The organism is Rheinheimera sp. (genome assembly GCF_030690345.1).
Classification (GTDB): domain Bacteria; phylum Pseudomonadota; class Gammaproteobacteria; order Enterobacterales; family Alteromonadaceae; genus Alishewanella.
The window spans coordinates 658,608-677,829 of the sequence record NZ_JAUYGV010000008.1 but is presented as its reverse complement, the minus strand read 5'-3'; the positions used below and the strand labels follow the sequence as shown (position 1 = coordinate 677,829).

General features: G+C 52.8%; 25 protein-coding genes. 21 read left to right on the top strand and 4 right to left on the bottom strand.

Features of this window, described 5'->3' with window-relative positions; genetic code table 11:
• Positions 1 to 21: 21 nt before the first annotated feature.
• From Q8O77_RS18020 to flgA, 4 genes are all read right to left on the bottom strand, one after another.
• On the bottom strand, positions 22 to 471 hold the full coding sequence (locus tag Q8O77_RS18020; protein ID WP_305556566.1) for a polymer-forming cytoskeletal protein: 450 nt from the start codon (positions 469 to 471) through the stop codon (positions 22 to 24).
• Between the two features lie 36 nt (positions 472 to 507).
• The gene (flgN, locus tag Q8O77_RS18015) at positions 508 to 939 is read right to left on the bottom strand and encodes a flagellar export chaperone FlgN (RefSeq protein WP_305556563.1); all 432 of its coding nucleotides are present in this window, start codon (positions 937 to 939) and stop codon (positions 508 to 510) included.
• On the bottom strand, positions 936 to 1,229 hold the full coding sequence (gene flgM / locus Q8O77_RS18010) for a flagellar biosynthesis anti-sigma factor FlgM (protein ID WP_305556560.1): 294 nt from the start codon (positions 1,227 to 1,229) through the stop codon (positions 936 to 938). The genes flgN and flgM overlap by 4 nt, the downstream gene beginning before the upstream one ends.
• A 64-nt stretch (positions 1,230 to 1,293) precedes the next feature.
• Positions 1,294 to 2,067, bottom strand: coding sequence for a flagellar basal body P-ring formation chaperone FlgA (gene flgA / locus Q8O77_RS18005; RefSeq protein WP_305556558.1), 774 nt, complete (start codon positions 2,065 to 2,067; stop codon positions 1,294 to 1,296).
• A gap of 87 nt (positions 2,068 to 2,154) precedes the next feature.
• Here flgA and flgB point away from each other — a divergent pair, with 87 nt between their 5' ends.
• The 21 genes from flgB to Q8O77_RS17900 all read left to right on the top strand — a co-directional run bounded on the left by flgB (position 2,155) and on the right by Q8O77_RS17900 (position 19,207).
• Positions 2,155 to 2,523, top strand: a complete 369-nt coding sequence (gene flgB, locus Q8O77_RS18000; RefSeq protein ID WP_305556556.1) for a flagellar basal body rod protein FlgB — start codon at positions 2,155 to 2,157, stop codon at positions 2,521 to 2,523.
• Between the two features lie 2 nt (positions 2,524 to 2,525).
• Positions 2,526 to 2,942: a flagellar basal body rod protein FlgC gene (gene flgC, locus Q8O77_RS17995; protein ID WP_305556554.1), complete on the top strand. Its 417-nt coding sequence runs from the start codon at positions 2,526 to 2,528 to the stop codon at positions 2,940 to 2,942.
• 12 nt (positions 2,943 to 2,954) lie between these two features.
• Positions 2,955 to 3,626 (top strand): flagellar hook assembly protein FlgD, encoded by a 672-nt coding sequence (locus Q8O77_RS17990; RefSeq protein WP_305556552.1) that lies wholly within the window; start codon positions 2,955 to 2,957, stop codon positions 3,624 to 3,626.
• Positions 3,627 to 3,638: 12 nt separating this feature from the next.
• Entirely contained in the window at positions 3,639 to 4,835 is a 1,197-nt protein-coding gene (flgE, locus tag Q8O77_RS17985; RefSeq protein WP_305556549.1) for a flagellar hook protein FlgE, read from the top strand.
• Positions 4,836 to 4,846: 11 nt separating this feature from the next.
• On the top strand, positions 4,847 to 5,581 hold the full coding sequence (locus tag Q8O77_RS17980) for a flagellar basal body rod protein FlgF (protein WP_305556547.1): 735 nt from the start codon (positions 4,847 to 4,849) through the stop codon (positions 5,579 to 5,581).
• A gap of 13 nt (positions 5,582 to 5,594) precedes the next feature.
• Positions 5,595 to 6,374 carry a flagellar basal-body rod protein FlgG gene (gene flgG / locus Q8O77_RS17975; protein ID WP_305556545.1) on the top strand — a complete coding sequence of 260 codons (780 nt, stop codon included), beginning with the start codon at positions 5,595 to 5,597 and terminating at the stop codon, positions 6,372 to 6,374.
• Between the two features lie 4 nt (positions 6,375 to 6,378).
• Complete coding sequence (flgH, locus tag Q8O77_RS17970) at positions 6,379 to 7,056, top strand: flagellar basal body L-ring protein FlgH (RefSeq protein ID WP_305556542.1); 678 nt, start codon at positions 6,379 to 6,381, stop codon at positions 7,054 to 7,056.
• A 15-nt stretch (positions 7,057 to 7,071) separates the two neighbouring features.
• Positions 7,072 to 8,160, top strand: a complete 1,089-nt coding sequence (locus tag Q8O77_RS17965; RefSeq protein WP_305556540.1) for a flagellar basal body P-ring protein FlgI — start codon at positions 7,072 to 7,074, stop codon at positions 8,158 to 8,160.
• Positions 8,161 to 8,652 carry a rod-binding protein gene (locus tag Q8O77_RS17960; RefSeq protein WP_305556538.1) on the top strand — a complete coding sequence of 164 codons (492 nt, stop codon included), beginning with the start codon at positions 8,161 to 8,163 and terminating at the stop codon, positions 8,650 to 8,652. It abuts the gene before it with no gap.
• Complete coding sequence (gene flgK, locus Q8O77_RS17955) at positions 8,649 to 9,971, top strand: flagellar hook-associated protein FlgK (RefSeq protein ID WP_305556535.1); 1,323 nt, start codon at positions 8,649 to 8,651, stop codon at positions 9,969 to 9,971. The genes Q8O77_RS17960 and flgK overlap by 4 nt, the downstream gene beginning before the upstream one ends.
• Before the next feature lie 10 nt (positions 9,972 to 9,981).
• Positions 9,982 to 10,878 (top strand): flagellar hook-associated protein FlgL, encoded by an 897-nt coding sequence (gene flgL, locus Q8O77_RS17950; RefSeq protein ID WP_305556532.1) that lies wholly within the window; start codon positions 9,982 to 9,984, stop codon positions 10,876 to 10,878.
• A gap of 13 nt (positions 10,879 to 10,891) precedes the next feature.
• Entirely contained in the window at positions 10,892 to 11,917 is a 1,026-nt protein-coding gene (locus Q8O77_RS17945) for a hypothetical protein (RefSeq protein ID WP_305556529.1), read from the top strand.
• Between the two features lie 4 nt (positions 11,918 to 11,921).
• Positions 11,922 to 13,232, top strand: a complete 1,311-nt coding sequence (locus tag Q8O77_RS17940) for a motility associated factor glycosyltransferase family protein (protein WP_305556527.1) — start codon at positions 11,922 to 11,924, stop codon at positions 13,230 to 13,232.
• Positions 13,232 to 13,486: a hypothetical protein gene (locus tag Q8O77_RS17935; RefSeq protein WP_305556525.1), complete on the top strand. Its 255-nt coding sequence runs from the start codon at positions 13,232 to 13,234 to the stop codon at positions 13,484 to 13,486. Before Q8O77_RS17940 ends, Q8O77_RS17935 begins: the two co-directional genes overlap by 1 nt.
• A gap of 89 nt (positions 13,487 to 13,575) precedes the next feature.
• Positions 13,576 to 14,415, top strand: a complete 840-nt coding sequence (locus Q8O77_RS17930) for a flagellin (protein ID WP_305556523.1) — start codon at positions 13,576 to 13,578, stop codon at positions 14,413 to 14,415.
• Between the two features lie 89 nt (positions 14,416 to 14,504).
• Positions 14,505 to 15,797, top strand: a complete 1,293-nt coding sequence (gene fliD, locus Q8O77_RS17925; protein ID WP_305556521.1) for a flagellar filament capping protein FliD — start codon at positions 14,505 to 14,507, stop codon at positions 15,795 to 15,797.
• 17 nt (positions 15,798 to 15,814) lie between these two features.
• Complete coding sequence (gene fliS, locus Q8O77_RS17920) at positions 15,815 to 16,207, top strand: flagellar export chaperone FliS (protein ID WP_305556518.1); 393 nt, start codon at positions 15,815 to 15,817, stop codon at positions 16,205 to 16,207.
• 337 nt (positions 16,208 to 16,544) lie between these two features.
• Complete coding sequence (locus Q8O77_RS17915) at positions 16,545 to 16,841, top strand: hypothetical protein (protein ID WP_305556516.1); 297 nt, start codon at positions 16,545 to 16,547, stop codon at positions 16,839 to 16,841.
• Entirely contained in the window at positions 16,838 to 18,040 is a 1,203-nt protein-coding gene (locus Q8O77_RS17910) for a flagellar hook-length control protein FliK (protein ID WP_305556514.1), read from the top strand. Before Q8O77_RS17915 ends, Q8O77_RS17910 begins: the two co-directional genes overlap by 4 nt.
• A gap of 14 nt (positions 18,041 to 18,054) precedes the next feature.
• Positions 18,055 to 18,477 carry a flagellar basal body-associated protein FliL gene (gene fliL / locus Q8O77_RS17905; RefSeq protein ID WP_305556512.1) on the top strand — a complete coding sequence of 141 codons (423 nt, stop codon included), beginning with the start codon at positions 18,055 to 18,057 and terminating at the stop codon, positions 18,475 to 18,477.
• 10 nt (positions 18,478 to 18,487) lie between these two features.
• On the top strand, positions 18,488 to 19,207 hold the full coding sequence (locus Q8O77_RS17900) for a FliA/WhiG family RNA polymerase sigma factor (RefSeq protein ID WP_305556510.1): 720 nt from the start codon (positions 18,488 to 18,490) through the stop codon (positions 19,205 to 19,207).
• Positions 19,208 to 19,222 lie beyond the last annotated feature (15 nt).

Genomic DNA, 19,222 nt, shown 5'->3' with positions numbered 1-19,222 from the left:
AACCTCAATAGCGGGAAGGGTTTAGCCGGCAGCGCCTGTTGCAGGGGCGACATTTAACGCCTTTACATCACGGTTGTTGCCAACAGCGGCAGCCTTATCCTTTAGCCGCAGTTCTTTTTGGCTGTCGGCCGCATGAATTTCGCCGATAAAGCGGCCGCCTTGCTCAATGCTGAGATTATCGCTGTAAATGGTGCCACTGACCAGACCGGATTGCAGGATCTCGACACGGTCGGCATAAAACTCACCTTCAGCGCGGCCTTTAATAATAATATGGTCGGCGTAAATTTTGCCCTTTACCCGGCCCGGTTGGCTTACGGTAACCGAATGGCTGCAGCGGATTTGCCCCAGCAGCTGGCCATCAATTTGCATATGACAATCGAGGATCAGCTCGCCTTCGAGCTCACAACCCTGGGAAATTAAGGTAGCATTTTTCGGACTGGCTTTTACGCCGTCTGTTTTGGCAGAGAACATAGCTTTTGGCTTCCTGTAATAAACCGCGCGCTGCAGTTACAGCGGCATGGCGGGGTAGCTGGTACGGCTGTGCATCCCGGTAAGTTTTTGCATTAACTGGCGCTGTGATGCCAGCAGTTTACCGCTTTTTTCATTCTGGGCATGGCAGAGCCGTGCTTTTAGTGTCAGCTCTTGCAACAACTGGCGTGTACCTTGTTGCACACTGGCCGGCAGCCGTCTAACTAAGCTGTGCATGCCGTCGCGGTTGTGCTGCAGACCAAACTGCTGCAACAGTTGGTCACGTTCAGCATGGTTTAGCTCCAGCGCCGCCATCAGTTGCAGGGTGTGTTGATTCAGCTGCTCCAGCTGTTCAGTACTGCGCCGGCTCATCAGCTCGTATTGCTGATCAAGCAACTGACTCAGCTGGTCCAGCCGCTGCACGTCCTGTTGCAGGCTGCTGATAAATTGCTTCAGCAGCTGCGCACTCATCGTTTATGCATTTCCAGCATGGCACTGACAATGGCGTCGTCATCCAGTTTCAGCTCGCCGTTGGCAATGGCCAGTTTTAACTGCTGCACTTTGGCCATATCGACACTATCGTGCTCAGACAAGGACTTATAGCTTTCGGCCATGGCGTGGCTAAAAGCACTGACCTGGCTTACCGGCGCATCGCTGTTAGCGCTAACCACGGTGGGCGTGGTTTGCGCAGTGGGTTGTTGCTCGTTCTGCAGCCGGTTAACCGGGTTTACCTGCAGGGTGTTTTTGGGTTCAATTTGCATGGCTGTAGTTCCGCTAACTTACTCTTATTGATCTAAAGCGGCAGTAACGCCCGCCGACTTAAATTTATTTATGCCCGGTTTCAACTAAATCTTCCGCTATGACAATGGCGTCAATCACCTTGCCGGAGCTGAGGTTCTGCACACTGATTTTTTCACCCAATTGGCCATTGCTCAGCGCCAGCCCTTTGGTGCTGACAGCAAAGCCGTCACCGCTGAATTGCAGCGTTACCTGCGCGCCTTTTTGCACCAACCAGGCCGCTTGCAGCAAATGCCGGCTTACCGGGCTGCCGGCATCAATGCGGCGCTTTACCGTCATACCAAACAGCGCGCTGCTGTCAAACTCCAGGCCATGGCGCAGGCTGGCAATATCCAGGCTTTTCGTGGTCAGCATAGTGTCGTTCAGCACTTCATCGCGCTCCAGCGTGCGGCTGGCTACCACCAGTTCCAGCCACAAGGCGACTTTGGCAGTGGCGCGGCTTTGCCAGCGCTGCGGGCTGTCGCAACTCAGGGTGTAACTTACGCGGCCCAACGGCGGCTCTTGCTGTTGCCGTCTGGAGATTTGCACATTATCGCAGTGGTTATCTGCCAGGCCACCCGGCAGCATCAGCTGAATATCCTGCTGCTGCGCGCGCACGCCCAACTGCTGCAGATACTGCGCTAACTCTTGCTCAATATGCTGCTGCAATTGTTGCTCAATGCCGGCGGCGGCAACCGTGCCGGTGCTGAACCAGGCTAACAGCGGAAGCAGCAGCAGGGCCGGGAAAGTGCCGCGCTTCCGCTGCGGAAGTGTTGCTTCCGCTTTATGGCGGAAAAACAGGCTGTTTATATTGTAAATCATTAATAAATATCGCTTTTTAATTGTGGCACAGAGCTTGTAATAGCAACCGTAGCTAATGACAACCTGTGTTATGAGGTCATCCGGAATATGTTTGATAAAGCGCTCGGTGTACACCCTTTTTCGTTGCAGCTGCGGCTGGACAGAGCAGAAATTATTGCAGGCAATCTGGCCAATGTCGATACGCCGGGCTTTAAGGCACGTGACATCGACTATAAGCAAGTGATGCAGGATGTGGCCTACGGTGTTGAGCAGGGCAAGGCGCGGCCCTATGCGGCGGCCGAAAGCGGCCATCAGTTAATGTACCGCACGCCGTACCAACCGGCGGCTGATGGCAATACCGCCGAGCTGAATATAGAGCAGGCCAACTTTGCTGCCAACAGCATGGATTTTCAAACCAGCCTGACCTTTATGAACATGAAAGTAAGTGGCTTACATAAAGCCATTAAAGGAGAGTAAGGATGTCATTTAACAGTATTTACGACGTCAGCGGCAGCGCGATGCGCGCACAAGTGATGCGGCTGGATACCATAGCGTCGAATCTGGCCAATGCCAACACTGCTGCGCCAACCGAAGCCACCGCTTATCGCGCCTTAAAGCCGGTGTTTGCTGCCTTATATAAGCAAACCGCCGAGCAACAAAGTTTATCGGCAGAAGTACAGATGCTGGGGGTTACGTCGTCCGACAAGCCGGTTGAGCAGCGTTTTGAGCCAAATAACCCGCTGGCTAACCAAGATGGTTATGTTTTTTATTCCAACGTTAATGTGCTCGAAGAGATGGCTGACATGATGTCCGCGTCGCGCAGTTACCAAACGTCGGTAGAAGTTATGGGCCGGGTATCCAGCATGCAGCAAAGTGTGCTGCGGCTTGGCCAGTAAAGGAGTTAGAGCGTGAGTGCAATCAGCGGCCTGGGTGCCGGTACTAATACAAGCAACGACAACGCAGTAGCCAAAAACGGTGCCACCGGCGCTGAAGGCTTATCTACCATGTTTTTAGACTTGCTGGTGGCGCAAATCAGCCACCAAAACCCGCTGGATCCGATGGACGGCACCCAGTATGTCAGCCAGTTGGCCGAGTTTGCCAACGTAGAAAGCCTGCAAAGTCTGCGCATTGATTCCGGCAAAAATCTTGAACTGCAAGCCAGCCAGCAAGCACTGCAAGCCACGGCATTAATTGGCCAACAGGTAGATGTGGCCGCCGACACTATTTTGCTGGAGCAAGCGGCAGAAGTGAAAGGCGCGGTAAACCTGGGTGTGGAAGCGCAAAGCGTAACCGTGCGTTTATATAACGCCCAAGGCCAGTTGATGCAGCAGCAAGAGCTGCCGTTTACCGGTATCGGTACTTTACGCTTTGCCTTTGAGCAGCAGGATGCCGGCGGTTATTACGTGCAGGCCGACGCCAATATAAACGGCAAGCCACAGCCGTTAACCACCTTGCTTAGCGGTGAAGTAGAGCGGGTGTCGGTGGGCAGCAATAAAGACGACATTATTTTGCAAGTCAACGGCCTGGGTAACCACGCTCTGTTAGATACCAATCAGCTGGCCTTTGGCGGCAACAGTTAAGGAATCAGTCTTATGTCTATGTTTAATATCGGTTTAAGTGGGTTAAAAACCACGCAGAAAGCCCTGGAAGTTACCAGCCATAACATTGCTAACTCCTCTACCGCCGGTTTTAAAAGCGGCAGTGCAGAATTTGCCTCTGTGTATAACGGTGGCCAGCGCGGCGGCGTTGACGTTAGCGACATTAAAGAGAACTTTACCCGTGAAGGCGGTGTGGTAAACACCGGCTCAGCGCTGGATTTAGCCATTACCGGCAAAGGCTTTTTTGTCGTGTCGGAAAACGGCCGTATGGCTTACACCCAGGCCGGCCGCTTTGATCTGGATAAAGATCAAAACATTATCAACGCCAGCGGTAACCGCCTGCAGGGCTACGGCATTGATGCTGATGGCAACCTGGTACCGGGTATTTTAACCGATCTGAAAATTGAAGCCGCCAATATTCCGGCCGAAGCCTCTACTGAGGTAGCATTTTCACTGAACTTAAGCTCGGCCAGCGATGTGCTGCCGGCGGCCGCGTTCGACCCTGCAGTGGGCAACAGTTATAACTATTCACAGTCGAGCGAAATATTCGACTCGCTGGGTAACAGCCATACCTTAACCCAGTATTTTGTCCATACCGGTCCCAATACCTGGGATACACACTATTTTGTTGACGGCGCAGACTTAGCCACACCATCAACCCTGACCTTTGACGGCAGCGGCGAGCTGATAGCCCCTGCCGCACCGGCCACTGTTGCACTGGCTTATAACCCCACCACAGGCGCAGATCCAATGAACTTTGGCGTTAACCTGACTAACAGTACTCAGTTTGGCAGCGGTTTTAATATTTACGAAAACGATGCTGACGGCTTTACCGCCGGTGAGTTTGCCGGGGTGGCAGTAGCCGAAACCGGTGAAGTGTTTGCCACCTTTACCAACGGTGAAACCAAGTTACAGGGCCAGGTAGTACTGGCCAACTTTGCCAACGTGAATGGCCTGGAAACCGGTAATAAAACCGTGTGGTATGCCACTAATGAATCCGGTGCCGCCTTATATGGTACGCCCGATGCCGGCAGTTTTGGCGCGCTGTTATCCGGTGCCTATGCCGGCTCGAACGTCGATATCAGTGAACAGTTGGTGGATTTAATGGCGTTTCAGCAAAACTACCAGGCCAATGCCAAAACCATCAGTAGTGCTGATGAAATGATGCAAATTCTGTTTAGCGCCACCTAAGGTAACGCATTATGGAACGCTTAATTTATACCGCTGTATCCGGCGCTGAGTTAAATCAAACCGCGCTGCGGGTAAGTGCTAACAACCTGGCCAACGTTAATACGCCGGGCTTTAAAGCCGATATTGAGCAGGCGCAGGCGATGATGATTGCCGGTGACGGCTTTCGCACCCGCTATCAGGCGCAGTTAATGCCGGTGTTTACCAGCCTGAGCGAAGGCCCGGTGCAACAAACCGGCCGTGACCTGGACATAGTGCTGAGCGAAGGCGGTTTTTTAGCCGTGGCCGACGCCGATGGCAATGAAGCCTATACCCGCGCCGGTAACCTGCATGTCGACGCTGACGGCCGCTTAATGCTGAACGGCTATGCCGTGCAGGGTGAGCAAGGCGACATCGTGTTGCCGGAATTCGGTGATATCGATATTGGCGCCGACGGCACTATTAACCTGCTGCCGGTAGGCGGCGGCGTAATAGAGCAGGAAGGCCGGCTGAAACTGGTCAGCGTCGGTGATGACACCTTAACCAAAGGCCTCGACGGTTTACTGCGGCCACAGCAGCAGGAACAACTGGCGGCGGATCTGAACATTACGCTGCGTACCGGGGCGCTGGAAGGCTCTAACGTCAATGCGGTGGAAGAAATGGTCAGCACCATGACGATAAGCCGTCAGTTTGAAATGAATATCCGCATGATGAAAACCGCCGACGAGCTGGCAACAGCCGGTAATAAATTAATTAGCGGCAACAGCTAACAGGAGCAGCACAATGAATTCAGCCTTATGGGTCAGCAAAACCGGGTTAGCCGCGCAAGATATGCGCATGACCACTATCTCCAACAACCTCGCCAACGTAAGTACCGCCGGTTTTAAGAGAGACCGCGTGGTATTTGAAGATTTGTTCTATCAGGTGCAGCGCCAGCCCGGCGCCCAGGCCGATGAGCTGAACCAGGTACCCTCAGGTATTCAGGTGGGTACCGGGGTGCGGATAAACGGTACGCAGAAAATCTTTACCGAAGGTAACTATGAAACCAGCGCTAATCCGCTGGATATCGCCATTACCGGTCAGGGCTTCTTCCAGATTGAAAACCCGGACGGCGAAATTCTGTACAGCCGTAACGGCCAGTTTCAGCCTAATGCCGAGTCGTTAATGGTGAATGCCAATGGCTTACCGCTGTTGCAGAATATTGCTATCCCGGAAAACGCCATGAGCGTGACCATTGGCCGCGACGGTATTGTTACGGCGGTGGTGGAAGGCGAGCAGGTAGAACTGGGGCAGATTTTAACGGTGAACTTTGTTAATCCGGCCGGGTTAGAAGCGCTGGGCGGTAACTTATTCCGCGCCACGGCGGCTTCCGGCGAAGCGATAGAGGGCATACCGGGTGAGGATGCGCTGGGGGCCTTGCAACAAGGTGCTATTGAAGGCTCCAACGTCAGCGTAGTGGATGAAATGGTCAGCATGATAGCGGTGCAACGTGCCTACGAAATGAACGCCAAAGTGGTGTCGGCAGCCGATGAAATGCTGCGCTTTATTAATCAGAGCCTGTAAGCCAATGAAAAGCCTTTACTTACTGTTGTGTACGCTGTTGAGTATTGTCGTGCTGAGCGGTTGCGCCAGCCAGCCGGAGCCGGTACATCAGGCAGACTGGGAGCAGGTGGTGGCAGAGCGCAGCACCGAAGAGGCCTTGCCATCACAACAGCAAGGCAGCCTGTACAACGACCGCTATATGTTCACCTTGTACGAAGATAAGCGTGCTTATCGCGTCGGCGACATTCTTACTGTAGAGCTGAACGAGCGCACCCAGTCGAGCAAAAGTGCCGACAGCAGTATCGACAAAAATACCGGCATTAATGTTGGTGTGCCGCTGGTGGGTAACTTAAATGTGGCGGAACTGGCGATGGAGCTGAACTCGCGCTCACAGTTTGACGGCGAAAGTGCCGCCAGCCAGCAGAACTTTTTACGCGGCTCTATTACCGTGCGGGTAACCGATGTACTGGCTAACGGTGCTCTGGCTATTCGCGGCGAAAAGTGGATTAAGTTAAACCAGGGCGACGAATATATCCGCCTGCAGGGCTTGGTGCGGCCGGAAGATATCGATGTGACCAACCGCGTATCGTCACAGCGCATTGCCGATGCGCGGATCAGCTACTCCGGCAAAGGCGATTTAGCCAATGCCAGCCAGCCCGGTTGGTTTACGCGGTTATTTAACCGCTTCCTGAACCCGTTTTAACGCAGCTGAGGTGTTATGAAAGCTTTTATAAGTGCGCTGGTGTTATTGTTGCCGCTGGCGCTGCAGGCCAGGCCGCTACTGGATTTAGTTGATATTCAGGGCGTGCGCGACAACCAACTGGTGGGTTATGGCCTGGTAGTGGGTTTGCCCGGTTCCGGCGATAAGGCGCAAATTAAATTTGCCGCCCAGTCGCTGAACAATATGCTGAAGCAGTTTGGTGTGCAGCTGGATGAAAACAGCCTGCCAAAATCAAAAAACGTTGCCGCCGTTGCCGTTACCGCCACCTTACCGGCTAACGCCAGCCCGGGTCAGGTGCTGGATGTGACTATTATGTCGCTGGGCGATGCCAAAAGCCTGCATGGCGGCAGCTTAATGCTGACCCCGCTGCGTGGCGTAGACGGTAAAGTGTACGCGCTGGCCCAGGGCAACCTGGTGGTGGGTGGCTTAAATGCCAGCGGCCAGAATGGTTCTTCCGTTACCGTTAACGTGCCAACCGCCGGTATTATTCCGTCCGGCGCTATTGTGGAGCGCGCCATACCACAGTTTCATCAGCCACACGAAGTGGTACTGAACTTAAAACAACCGAATTATCAAACCGCACGCAATGTAGTTACTGCTGTGAATGCGGTATTTGGCCCCGATGTGGCCCGCGCCGAGCATAAAGGCAAGTTGGTGCTGAGCGCGCCGCAGGATGCCAACAGCCGCATTACTTTTATGTCGCTGTTACAGGATATAGAAGTGACAGAAGGCAGCCAGCGGCCGCGGGTAGTGTTTAACAGCCGCACCGGCACTGTGGTGATGAACGACATAGTGCGGGTAAAACGTGCCGCGGTAAGTCACGGCAGCTTAACCATTACCATTACCGAGCAGCAGGGCGTAAGCCAGCCGTTACCCTTTTCTAACGGCACTACTACGCCGCTGCAAAACAGCGGTGTCGATGTGCAGGAGCGCACGGCCAATATGATGTTGTGGCCGGAAGGCAGCTCGCTGGATGCCATAGTACAGGCGATTAATGCGTTGGGGGCAACCCCGGCAGAACTGATGTCAATCCTGATTGCGCTGGATAACGCCGGTGCACTGGATGCTGATTTACTGGTGATCTGAATGACTATTACCTCATTGTCCGGCCACTTTTCAACCAACCAGGCTTTATCCGGCGCAGGGCTGGCTATAGACCCGCGCGCCGCCGGCAATATCGCGGCAAATCAGGCACCGGCAGAGCGGTTAAGCAAAGCAGCTGAACAGTTTGAAGCGATATTTTTGCAACTGGTATTAAAAAACATGCACGCCGGTACCGAGGCGATGGCCGGTGAAAACGGCATGTTCAGCAGCAAAGAGGCGGGCACCTTTCGCGATATGCACGACGCTCAACTGGCGCAATCCTTAGCGGCCAATCAGCAACTGGGTCTGGCCGAAGCCATAGTGCGCCAGTTAGGTGATGGCCTGGCGCAAACGGAAAATAAATTCAAGCAGCTGGCCGACGCCGTCGCTTTACCCGATAAGGGGGCGCTGACGCCAGCGGTGCCGGAATACAACAACAGCGCGTTTAACCAGCCATTGTGGCCGGTTGAAAACGGTGGGAAATCCAGCTTATGAGTATGCTTTTAAACGGTGTGTCGGGGCTTAATGCTGCCAACAATGCGCTGAATGTGGTAGGCCAGAACGTAGCTAATGCTGCGGTAAAAGGTTACAGCCGCCAGACGGTGTACCTGGAAACTGCCGGCGGCAGTTTAAACGGCGTTAAAGTAACCAAGGTAGATCGCATCGTTAATGACTTTTTAAACGATGATATTTGGCGTACCGGCTCAGATGTTGGCTTCTACGACGGTTTTCAAAGTTACCTTGGCTATCTGGAACAAATTCTCGGTACTGAATCACTGAACCTGAATGATGCCGTGGCCGATATCAGCGCGGCCTTTAATGCTGCCATGTCAGCGCCTGATTCCAATGCCTACCGTCAGCAGGTGTTGTCATCGGCACAGGCGTTGGTGCAGGACTTATCGCAAATCAACGGCGCCTTATCCGATCAACAGGATAAGCTGGGCAAAGAATTAAGTAACCTGGCAGATAACAGCAGTTCGTTGTTTGAACAGATAGCTGAACTGAACAGCAAAATCAGCAAGGCACAGGCGCTGGGCCAGCCTACCTCTGAACTGTCGGATGCGCGCGAAGTGCTGGTAACGGAATTATCCGCTTATATGGGCGTCGACATTGTTGATCCGGGTGATGGTAATATTAATATCAGCAGCAAAAACGGTGCGCCGCTGGTGGTGGGATCCAAAGCCGCTGCGGCAACGGTTACCGGCACCACGGTAGAGGTGAACTTTAACGGCCAGACTTTTCCGTTAAATGAATCTGTCGGCGGCCGCATTGGTGGCTTACTGAATGTCGATGTTAATGTGTTGCAGCCGGCTAAACTGGAATTGGAACAAATCGTCACTAATATTGCCGACTCGGTCAATACGGCCTTGTCAGAGGGCTTTGATTTAAACGGCTTGCCCGGCGAGCCACTGTTTCAGTACAACCCTGCCGACGTACTGGGCACCATCAGCGTTAACCCTGCGCTGCAACCGGATGACCTGGCCTTTATCGGTAATGACGGTTTTGGTAACCCGACCGGTGGCCGTGGTGACAACGGCAACATAGCGAACCTGGTGGCGTCACTTAACGGTGGTACGGCCGGCTACGATACCCTAATCGGCGACCTGGCCATTCAAAGCAAGCAAGTGCAAAGCAGCGTTAAAACAGCACAGGTGCTGAACAACGATGCCGTAGCCGCACGCGATAGCGTAAGTGGCGTAAACCTGGACGAAGAAGCGGCTAACCTGATGTATTATCAGCAGTTGTATGACGCTAACGCCCGGGTGATCAGCACTGCCGATCAATTGTTTAAAACCCTGATTAATATCTTCTGAGGTAGTGGCCATGCGCGTTAGCAGCAATCAGTATCATTTAACCACTATTCGCAATATTCAGCAGTCTACTGCGGAGTACAGCAAACTCTCTACCCAGCTGGCCACCAACCAGCGCATTCAAAAGCCGTCGGATGATCCGCTGGGCTCGGTAATGTTGCTGACACTGAACAGCGAGTTGACCAAGCTGGAGCAGTACAAAAAGAATATGGATGCGGTGCACTTTAATTTGGGCCAGCAGGAAACCCAGCTTAGCAGCATTGTAAATACACTGAACTCGGTACAGGAAATAGTTACTACCGCTGCCGATGGTTCTATGGGCCAGGCAGAGCTGGAAGCCTTTAGCCAGGAATTGTCGGTGCTGTTTCCGGCCATCGTGGACCTGTTAAATGCGAAAGACGGCAACGATAACTATTATTTTTCCGGCAGCTTAACCGACGTAATGCCGTTTGAACGCGATGGCGCCGGGGTGTTTCAATACAACGGTGATGACCGCGTGCGCGATGTGGCCGTATCGGACAATTCCAGTGTGCCGGCGAATATTGTTGGCAGTGAGCTGGACCCCGGGGTGAATTTTTTAAATGAAATGCAAACCTACCTCGATCTGATTTCCACCGCACCGGCCGCCGGTGTCGGCAATGAGTCGCGCGATATGTTGAACCATATCAGCACCTTTCTTGGCACCATAAGCGGCGAAATTACCCGCATTGGTGGCACATTGGCGTCGCTGGACGAAATGGAACTGGGTAACGATGATATTGCGCTGTTTACCGAAACGCTGCGCGACGACATTAAAGAAGTTGATTACCCGGAAGCTTATGTGCAAATGAACCAGGCGATGGCGGCATACGAGTCGTCTCTGAAAGTGTATTCCAGCGTGACTAAAATGACGCTGTTTTCCTACGTCTGAATAAGGTAAGGCTATGCAGGTATCCGCTACGCTCGATAAGGTCACTACCAGTGCACTCAGCCCGCTAAGTGCAACAGACCGTGCTGCCGTGATCAAAGCAGTCAGCGCTGATGATAATGGTCGTAAAGTACCGGTGTCACGCCAGGCGCGGCAAATTCAGGTATTAAGCAAATGGGCACAGGCGGCGGATGTCAGCAAACAGCTAAGCCAAACCGACCAAACCGAGCGCAGCATTCGCCAGGCTTACCAGGCACTGGAAAATTTAAAACGCCAACTTAACTCGCCGGCGTACAGTAAATTGTCGGCCGAGCAACAGCAGACGGCACAGCAACAACTGCAACAGCTGGAACAAAAGCTGCAAAAGCCCGCCGCCGGTATAAACGCCGATTTAGCCCTGACCGGGCCTGGCCCTGCGCCGGTAAAAGCCAGCTTAAGCCACAGCATTGATTTATTGACAGAACGGCGCCAAACCGAGCAGGTACAAATACTGCTGGGCAGAAGCGGTGGTGCGGTAAGCTTAGTGCTGGAAGCCGGCCAAACGGCGGAGCAAAACCTGCATACGATGCAACAGGCATTCAGCCGCCAGCAAATCAGCGTAGGGATAAACCAGCAGCAACAGCTGTATTTCTCTGCCGAAGCGCGCGACGCCCGTAAGCTGCAGGAACCCTGGCTTATCACCGGCCAGGGCGTGCGTGTCGCGGCCGGTAATCCGGTCAGTGTAAAATTACAACCGGCCGACAGCAGCTTAGCGCAGTTAGGTAAAGCGGCGGCAACTGCCGACAATGTGCAGGCGTATCAGCAACAAATTCAGCAGGCGCAGCAGCAATTAAAAGATGCGCTGGCAAAGGTGCAGGCACAACGCGCAGCATTGCAGGCCCAGTTGGCGGCCATTCAGCAAAGCCAGGGCAGCAATGCTGAGCTTAATGCGCTGAGTGAACAGCTGCAGCTTGGTATGCAGGGCGGCAGTAAAAGTGCGGTGTCGGTGGTGATGTCGCAAGCCAATATTACCCGCAGCCTGGTCGAGTTCGGCTTGGGTTGAGCGGATGAGTAATGACTGTTTCAAACAAAATTTAGCAGTGATTAGCCGGCGCTGGCCGGCACTGGCCACTGTGCTGCAGCAGGCCGCCACTGCAGAGCAACACAGGCCGGCGGTGCGGCTGGCCGAAGGCCGCGACAGCACCCTGGTTATTAACGGTATCCAGCTTACCAGCCGGCATGACCGGCAACGTGAAGCCTTACAACAAATCAGTAAATTACCGCGGCATTACCGGCAGATCACCCTATACGGCACCGGCCTTGGCGACCTGCAACAGCAGTTGCTTGCCAGAGAGCAGCTGCAACAACTGAGCGTCTGCATTTTAAATGAATATATTTTTGCCCTGGTGCTGCAGCTGTTAGATCAGCGCCATTGGCTGAACGACCCCAGAGTAACGCTGCAATGGGCTGCGCAACAGCAAGATTTGCAACTGCCCTATGCCTTACTGCCGTCGGAATTAGTGCTGGCCAGTGACGGCAGTTTAAAAATCTGCGACCGGCTGTATGCTGAGCTGGAAGCCGGTTATGCGGCGCAGCGTCTGCAGCAGGATATCAGTGCATTTTTACCCCGCTTGCAGCAGAATCAGCGCTTTTGGCAGCAAGATAAGCCGGTACAAAGCTTATTTAACAGCCTCGCAGCCAACCGTGAGGTGTATGTTATTGCTACCGGGCCATCGCTGGAGCCGCATTACGCTCATCTTCAAAAGGTACAACAGCAGCCGGCGGCACCATTGTTTATTTGCCTGGATACCGCCGTGCCGGGGTTGCTGGCACAGCAGATCCGGCCGGATATTATTGTCAGCCGCGACCATAAAATAACCTCAGAACATTTACCCTGCAGCGCCTTAACCGCGGCCAGCAGCCTGGTGTATTTTCCGCTGGCTAACGCGGAGCTGTTACAGCAGTTTCCCGGTCCGCGCTATGTTGCCTTGAGCGACAGTGCAGTTTTTGCACCGCTGCGTAAGCAACTGCCGGCGGCGTCATTATTCAGCTATGGCAGCGTTATCCACCCCGCTGTGGATTTAGCGGTAAAAATGGGCGCCAAACGTGTTGTGCTGTTTGGTGCCGACTTTGCCTTTAGCCACAATAAAACCCATGCGAACTGGCAAAATGGCAGCATAGGCCCGGCTTATCAACACGCTACCGCGCAGGTGGTTAACGGCTTTGGCGCTAAAGTGCCCACGCTGCGCAATTTACTGACCTATCTGACCGGGTTGGAGCGCTATATTGCCGGCCAGCCCAACGTAAGGTTTTTTAATACTTCTAAAGCCGGTGCGGTAATAGCCGGTACCGAATATCATCCGGAGTTAACAGCATAATGGCCACTATTACTCAATGCCGGCAGCACGCCGCTAAGCTGGCGCTGCAGTTCCGGCTTGGTATTACCACCGGGCCGGCGCTTGAACTTGCCGCTTTGGCTGAAAAGCTGATTAGCTTATTTTGCCAGGCGACACCTCAGCAGTATGGCCAGTTGCAACAGATCCTGACAGCGGTGTTACAGTGTCAGCAGCAACGTGATTGGTTAGGCCTGGCCGATTACCTGGAATATGAACTGGCCGATCTGCTGCAATAATCCGCTAAAAATTTCAAAAAAATAATTTCAGTTCTTTTTCGCCGTCGTCGCTTTATATCCCTGAGCAATCAATCACAGGAGATCCAACGATGGCTTTATCAATTCAATCTAATGCAGCTTCAAAGTCGATCCAAAACCAACTGGGTCGTACTAACAACGATTTATCTGTAGCGCTGGAGCGTTTAGGTTCTGGCTTCAAAATTAACTCTGCGAAAGATGATGCTGCCGGTCTGCAAATTGCAAACCGTCTGAACGCTCAGGTGCGTGGTCAGGAAGCGGCTATTTACAACGCCAACAATGCAAACTCAATGCTGCAAACCGCTGAAGGCGCGTTTGAAGAGATGACTAACATTGCTTTCCGGATGAAAGAGCTGGCAACGCAAGGCGCCAACGGCACGAACAATACTTCTGAATACACTGCAATAAGCGGTGAATTCGAAGCACTGTCTGCTGAATTAACTAACATCATGGACAACACCTCTTACGGTTCAGGCACTACTTTGTTAGATGCAGCCGGTAAGTTCTCTGCTGCTGTGACGTTCCAAATCGGTTCTTCAGCTGCTGAAACTTTAGATGTAGATATTTCAGCCGAGCTGGGTGATGTAACTACCGCTATTGGCGCTTTTGCCGGTGGTTTAACTGACCAAGCTACTTCTTCTACCGCTATGGGCGACGTAGATACCCTGATCGATTCTATCGGTGCCGCCCGTGCTAACCTGGGTGCTACGATGAACCGTTTGGATCACACTATCAACAACGTGACCAACATGGCTGAAAACACTCAAGCTTCTGCTTCTCAGTTAATGGATGCTGATTTCGCTAAAGAAACCTCAAGCATGACTAAGCAACAGTTACTGATGAACTCAGGTATTTCTGTACTGAGCGCATCTAACAGCACTACACAGATGATTGGTTCACTGCTGCGTTAATTCACAGCATAGTAATCGTGTCATAACCCTGCCGGCCGCGGCTGGCAGGGTATTTTCAAAGCGTCATTAACTGGCAAAAGGTAAGCATTATGTCGTCGTATTTAAGTATTGATCCGCAGTATCTGGCCAGCCAATACACGCAAATTGAACGTGCGGGGAAAGACAAATTGTTATCGACTAAAGCGAACCAATTTAGCAGCCAGCTTAATGCGATTAAAAAGCTGCAAACAGCTCTGAAAGACTTTTCTACCCAGATTAAAGATTTCCGCAGCGGCGACAACAGCATTCTGGCTAACACCGCCAGTAGCAGCAGCGAGTCGACGCTCAGCGTTAAAGCAGGCGGCAATGCCGTAGCCGGCAGTTATGAGATTTTTGTGGAGCAGCTGGCGCAAAACCATCAGTTGGCGATGTCGTTTGACCCAGATGCTGCGCTGGCAACAGACGGTGAGTTTAGTATCGACTTAGCCGGCAATAGCTTTTCGGTCGATATGGCAGGCTTACCGGCCAATGCTAAATTAAGCGACCTGGCCGCGGCGATTAACAACCATGCCGATAACGAAGGCGTTAAAGCTACTTTGATGCGCAGTGGCGCTGAAACCTTCCTGGTGATCTCCAGCGAAGAAAGCGGTGCTGCTAATCAGCTTACGTTGGGCTTTACCCCGGGCGCTGATGCCGCCGGCGCTGATATTACCGCCGCCCTGGCTGCGAAGCAGGAGCTGAAAACGGCGCAGGACGCCATAGTGCGCCTCGGTAGCGATACTGCTATCAGCGTGACCAGCGCCAGCAATACCCTGACCGATGTTATTGAAGGCGTCACCATTGATTTATTAAAAGTGCAAACCGGCACCGATAGTCCGGTCAGCGTTAAAATTGGTCAGGATGAACAAGCAATAAAAGATAACCTGAAAAAATTTATTGATGGCTACAACAGTGTAGTGGGCAGTATCAGTAAAGATGCCAACCTGAAAAACGACAGTATGGCGCGCAGCGTGCAAAACCAGTTCCGTGCCGTATTCCAGGGCACTTTTGAAGGCAGCACCCTGTACAGCGTGGGTATAGAATTCGACCGTAACGGCGTGCTGAGCATTAACGACAAGCGTTTTGAACAAGCATTGGCGGAAGATCCGGCCAAGCTTGAGGCCATGTTGTCCGGCGACGCCGGTATGCTGGCAAAGCTGGAAACTACCATAGAGCCTTACAGCAAAAACTTTGGTTTGTTGGGCGATAAGCAAAAAACCATTCAGGCCAGCCTGGATTTAGTCACCGAAAAGCAAAAGCGGCACGATTATTCCATGGAGTTAACCTACAAACGCTATTTGGGCCAGTTTACCCAGATGCAGGTGACGATAGCGCAGCTTGAAAGTTCTATGGGTCAGTTTTAATTAGTGAGAGACAGCTTATGTTAGATTTTTCCAACGGTTACCAGGCGTACCAGAATACGTCAGTGGAAGGCAAAGCCGCCGGCGCCGATATTCATAAACTGGTGCTGATGTTATTCGACGGTTTCCTCGATGAGTTAGCCCGGGTAGAAGGCCATATTCAGGCCAAACGCTTTGATAAAAAAGCCGCCGGCATTGAGCGGATGCTGAAAATTATTGGCGGCCTGGATGCGTCGCTGGACCAGCAAAACGGCGGCGAAGTAGCGGCCAATATGCAAAAGCTGTATCAGCACTGTGGCCAGGCATTACTTAATGCCAGCCTGAAAAACGATTTAACCGAACTGGATACCGTTCGGGTGATTATGACCAATTTACAAGAAGGCTGGCAGGGCCTGGCGCAACACGCCGCCTGATCCAAGCTGGTTTACCGCGTTCCTGCAATGTTGCATTTGTACCCTGATGTGACCTTTTACCGCTGCTTTTGCAGCGGTTTTTTTATTTAACGCCCGGCATTTCACTGCGATACGAGTTTGTCCTCCGGTTTACTTACCGGCGGCAAGCGGCACGGTTACCGCTTCCGATCAGCGGAAGCAACACTTCCGCATTTTGCTTCCTCTTTCTTAAAAATCCTTATAAATCATAAATATAATTTATGGCCCGCGATTTGCTAAACCTTGTTAGCGAACACACTTTAACAACAAAATTGAACCGGGGCTGAATGTGGCATTAAACCATCTACAGGCAACAGATATGGCAAAGCAGTTATCGCTGCTGCAGCACAACTTATTGTTGGCCGCGCGGGCGCAAGACTGGCAGCAATTGCGTGGCCTGGACCGGCAACTGTTAGCTCTGGTGCAGCAGTTGGAGCAAGCCGGTGCCAAAGAGCAATTTGCTTCTCAGCTTAATGCGCTGCGGCAGAACTATCAGCATGTGTTAAAGCTGGCCAAAAGTGAACTGAGCCGCACCGAAATTCAGATGAAACAGTTTAATCAAAAACGTGAGGGTTTAGTGGCCTACCGGCAAACGACAGAAGGGAAATCGCTGTGACGCAATTAATGCCGGCACTTAACAAGGCACAATCACAGGCAAAGACGGCGGCGGTGCAAGGTAATTATGCTACGGCGCCGCAGCAGGATAGCGCTGCAGAAAACTATGCAGACTTGTTGGCTGGCATAACACAACAGAGTACGCAACAAAGCGAACCATCTGAGGTTGCGGATACAGCATTGCCATCAGACGGTGCAGCAATTGAAGTTGCAGTGGCCGACGCCGCATTGTTTGATATCACAGATATTGTCACGGCTGAGCTGCTGCCGGTGCCCTTAACGGACAACGCAACGACGCAGCAGAGCCATGCTGATAGCCAAACTAATACTGTCGCTGCACTGAATTTGTCGTACAGCTTTGCGGCAGAACGCAGTGTGTTTTACAGCAATATACCAACGGACACAGCCGCCGGCCTGAATGCAGTGGCGCAACATAACAGCGTAGCTGCAACCGGGCAAACGGCTGCCATGGCGGCGCTGGCAGCTTCTGCGGCTACAGCGACGGCAACAGAAGCACAACGCCAGGCCGTGACAGAGCAAACGCTGTTGACGCAACAGGCACAGCAAAACACCGCAGCACAGCAAGCCGGTTTAGCCCCGCAAACGGTATTACCGCTGCAAGGCACCAGTTTACAGCAGTTTATCCGCCAGGCGCTGGGGTCGGTGCAACAGCAAGATAGTAGCAGCGCCGCAGTCAGCGGCGTAACAGCAACCGCAGCAGCAAGCGGCAGCACAGCCGCCGGCGCGGAAGCGGCCTTGAGTTGGAAGGCCGATTTAGCCGGCCTGCAAAGCAGCCAGTGGGGCCAGAAGCTGGTGCATTTATTGTCAGACAAAATCAATTTACAGCTGGGCCAGCAAATTCAGCGGGCGCAAATCCGTCTCGATCCGCCACAACTGGGTGTGATTGAACTGAGCGTCAGCGTGGATGGCGATCGTACCAGCGTGCAGCTGTATGCGGCGAATAGCCAGGTACGTGAAGCCATGCAGCAAAACCTTGACCAACTGCGCCAGCAACTGGCTCAGCGGCTTGGCGCAGAACAAAGCCTGCAGCTGGATGTACGCGACCAGGCACAGCAACAGAGTAAACAACACAGTGCAGTAGCAACACAAATTGCTGCACAGCTGGCCGATGACGCGGCTGAACTAAACAGCGCTGCTGCCGTGCAGCAGACAACAGGCTGGCTGGACCGGCTGGTATAGGAGAAACAAAGCAGATGAAAGCCTTAGTGTTAATCGTAGTAGCAGCCTTATTAGTTGCCGCCGGCGTCGGTGGCAGTTATTGGTACAGCCAGAAAAACCCGCCGGTGGTGGAGCAAAGCAAGCCACTGTTTTACCCGTTAGAGCGCTTTGTGATCAGCGTCGACAGTCCGCAGCATTCACGTTACCTGGTATTAGAGCTGACATTAGTCAGCCATGATCAACTGGTGCTGGCGATGCTGCAGGATGCTGCACCGCTGTTGCGTAACACCCTGGTACAGCATTTTTCCAACAGCAACCATGTTGATGTGAAAACCGGCTTTAAAGATATTCCGCAGGTACAGCAACAGCTGCTGGAAAAATTCAACCTCACCTTACGTCAGCATAAATTCAGTCATCAGATTGAACAGGTGCTGGTTACTAACGTGTTTATTCAGTAGGGCATTGATAATGCTGGCAACCAAACAGTGGGCAGACCCGGAACAACCCGGCAGCTTTAAGCTGACCCCGGCGCAGGAAACTGCTGCGCTAAACCGCTACAGCCATCTGGTTAAGCGCGCCGCCGCGCACTTACGCAGCCTGGTCGGCAGTATGGTAGATAAAGACGATTTACAGCAAATAGGCCTGATGGGCTTGTTAAGTGCGCTGCGCCGTTATGGCCGTGAAGCCGATGAGCAGTTTGAGTCCTATGCCTTCAAGCGTATTCGCGGTGCCATGCTGGACGAGTTTCGCCGTACCGACTGGCGTCCGCGCCAGTTACGTCAGCAATCGCATCAGCTGCGTGACAAAACCCGTGAATTAACCAGGCAACTGGGACGCATTCCCACCGACGAAGAGTTATGTGAAGCCCTGGGTATTGAGCTGAAAACCTTGCTGGAGCTGCAATACGTTGGCCAGGCGGAAGCGATGGAAAGCCTGGATCTCATTATGGAGCAGCAATCTGAAGCCCAGCTGGGTAGCAGTAATCTGAGCCAGCTGGAGCTGAAATTGTCACTGAAAAAGGCCATGTCGACACTGCCGGATCGCAACAAGTTGTTGCTGCAGTTGTATTACAGCCATGAGCTGAATATGAAGGAGATTGCACTGGTGCTGGAGCTGACTGAGTCCAGAGTGTGTCAGTTGCATAAACAATCAGTGGAAATGCTCAGCAAAAAGCTGGCGCAGTGGTAACGGTACAGGAAGCAG

What these genes read in the sequence shown, in the direction of transcription:
- Q8O77_RS18020 (WP_305556566.1), bottom strand. Translation starts at nt 471, where the DNA reads ATGTTCTCTGCCAAAACAGACGGCGTAAAAGCCAGTCCGAAAAATGCT.
- flgN (WP_305556563.1), bottom strand. Translation starts at nt 939, where the DNA reads ATGAGTGCGCAGCTGCTGAAGCAATTTATCAGCAGCCTGCAACAGGAC.
- flgM (WP_305556560.1), bottom strand. Translation starts at nt 1,229, where the DNA reads ATGCAAATTGAACCCAAAAACACCCTGCAGGTAAACCCGGTTAACCGG.
- flgA (WP_305556558.1), bottom strand. Translation starts at nt 2,067, where the DNA reads ATGATTTACAATATAAACAGCCTGTTTTTCCGCCATAAAGCGGAAGCA.
- flgB (WP_305556556.1), top strand. Translation starts at nt 2,155, where the DNA reads ATGTTTGATAAAGCGCTCGGTGTACACCCTTTTTCGTTGCAGCTGCGG.
- flgC (WP_305556554.1), top strand. Translation starts at nt 2,526, where the DNA reads ATGTCATTTAACAGTATTTACGACGTCAGCGGCAGCGCGATGCGCGCA.
- flgE (WP_305556549.1), top strand. Translation starts at nt 3,639, where the DNA reads ATGTCTATGTTTAATATCGGTTTAAGTGGGTTAAAAACCACGCAGAAA.
- Q8O77_RS17980 (WP_305556547.1), top strand. Translation starts at nt 4,847, where the DNA reads ATGGAACGCTTAATTTATACCGCTGTATCCGGCGCTGAGTTAAATCAA.
- flgG (WP_305556545.1), top strand. Translation starts at nt 5,595, where the DNA reads ATGAATTCAGCCTTATGGGTCAGCAAAACCGGGTTAGCCGCGCAAGAT.
- flgH (WP_305556542.1), top strand. Translation starts at nt 6,379, where the DNA reads ATGAAAAGCCTTTACTTACTGTTGTGTACGCTGTTGAGTATTGTCGTG.
- Q8O77_RS17965 (WP_305556540.1), top strand. Translation starts at nt 7,072, where the DNA reads ATGAAAGCTTTTATAAGTGCGCTGGTGTTATTGTTGCCGCTGGCGCTG.
- Q8O77_RS17960 (WP_305556538.1), top strand. Translation starts at nt 8,161, where the DNA reads ATGACTATTACCTCATTGTCCGGCCACTTTTCAACCAACCAGGCTTTA.
- flgK (WP_305556535.1), top strand. Translation starts at nt 8,649, where the DNA reads ATGAGTATGCTTTTAAACGGTGTGTCGGGGCTTAATGCTGCCAACAAT.
- flgL (WP_305556532.1), top strand. Translation starts at nt 9,982, where the DNA reads ATGCGCGTTAGCAGCAATCAGTATCATTTAACCACTATTCGCAATATT.
- Q8O77_RS17945 (WP_305556529.1), top strand. Translation starts at nt 10,892, where the DNA reads ATGCAGGTATCCGCTACGCTCGATAAGGTCACTACCAGTGCACTCAGC.
- Q8O77_RS17940 (WP_305556527.1), top strand. Translation starts at nt 11,922, where the DNA reads ATGAGTAATGACTGTTTCAAACAAAATTTAGCAGTGATTAGCCGGCGC.
- Q8O77_RS17935 (WP_305556525.1), top strand. Translation starts at nt 13,232, where the DNA reads ATGGCCACTATTACTCAATGCCGGCAGCACGCCGCTAAGCTGGCGCTG.
- Q8O77_RS17930 (WP_305556523.1), top strand. Translation starts at nt 13,576, where the DNA reads ATGGCTTTATCAATTCAATCTAATGCAGCTTCAAAGTCGATCCAAAAC.
- fliD (WP_305556521.1), top strand. Translation starts at nt 14,505, where the DNA reads ATGTCGTCGTATTTAAGTATTGATCCGCAGTATCTGGCCAGCCAATAC.
- fliS (WP_305556518.1), top strand. Translation starts at nt 15,815, where the DNA reads ATGTTAGATTTTTCCAACGGTTACCAGGCGTACCAGAATACGTCAGTG.
- Q8O77_RS17915 (WP_305556516.1), top strand. Translation starts at nt 16,545, where the DNA reads ATGGCAAAGCAGTTATCGCTGCTGCAGCACAACTTATTGTTGGCCGCG.
- fliL (WP_305556512.1), top strand. Translation starts at nt 18,055, where the DNA reads ATGAAAGCCTTAGTGTTAATCGTAGTAGCAGCCTTATTAGTTGCCGCC.
- Q8O77_RS17900 (WP_305556510.1), top strand. Translation starts at nt 18,488, where the DNA reads ATGCTGGCAACCAAACAGTGGGCAGACCCGGAACAACCCGGCAGCTTT.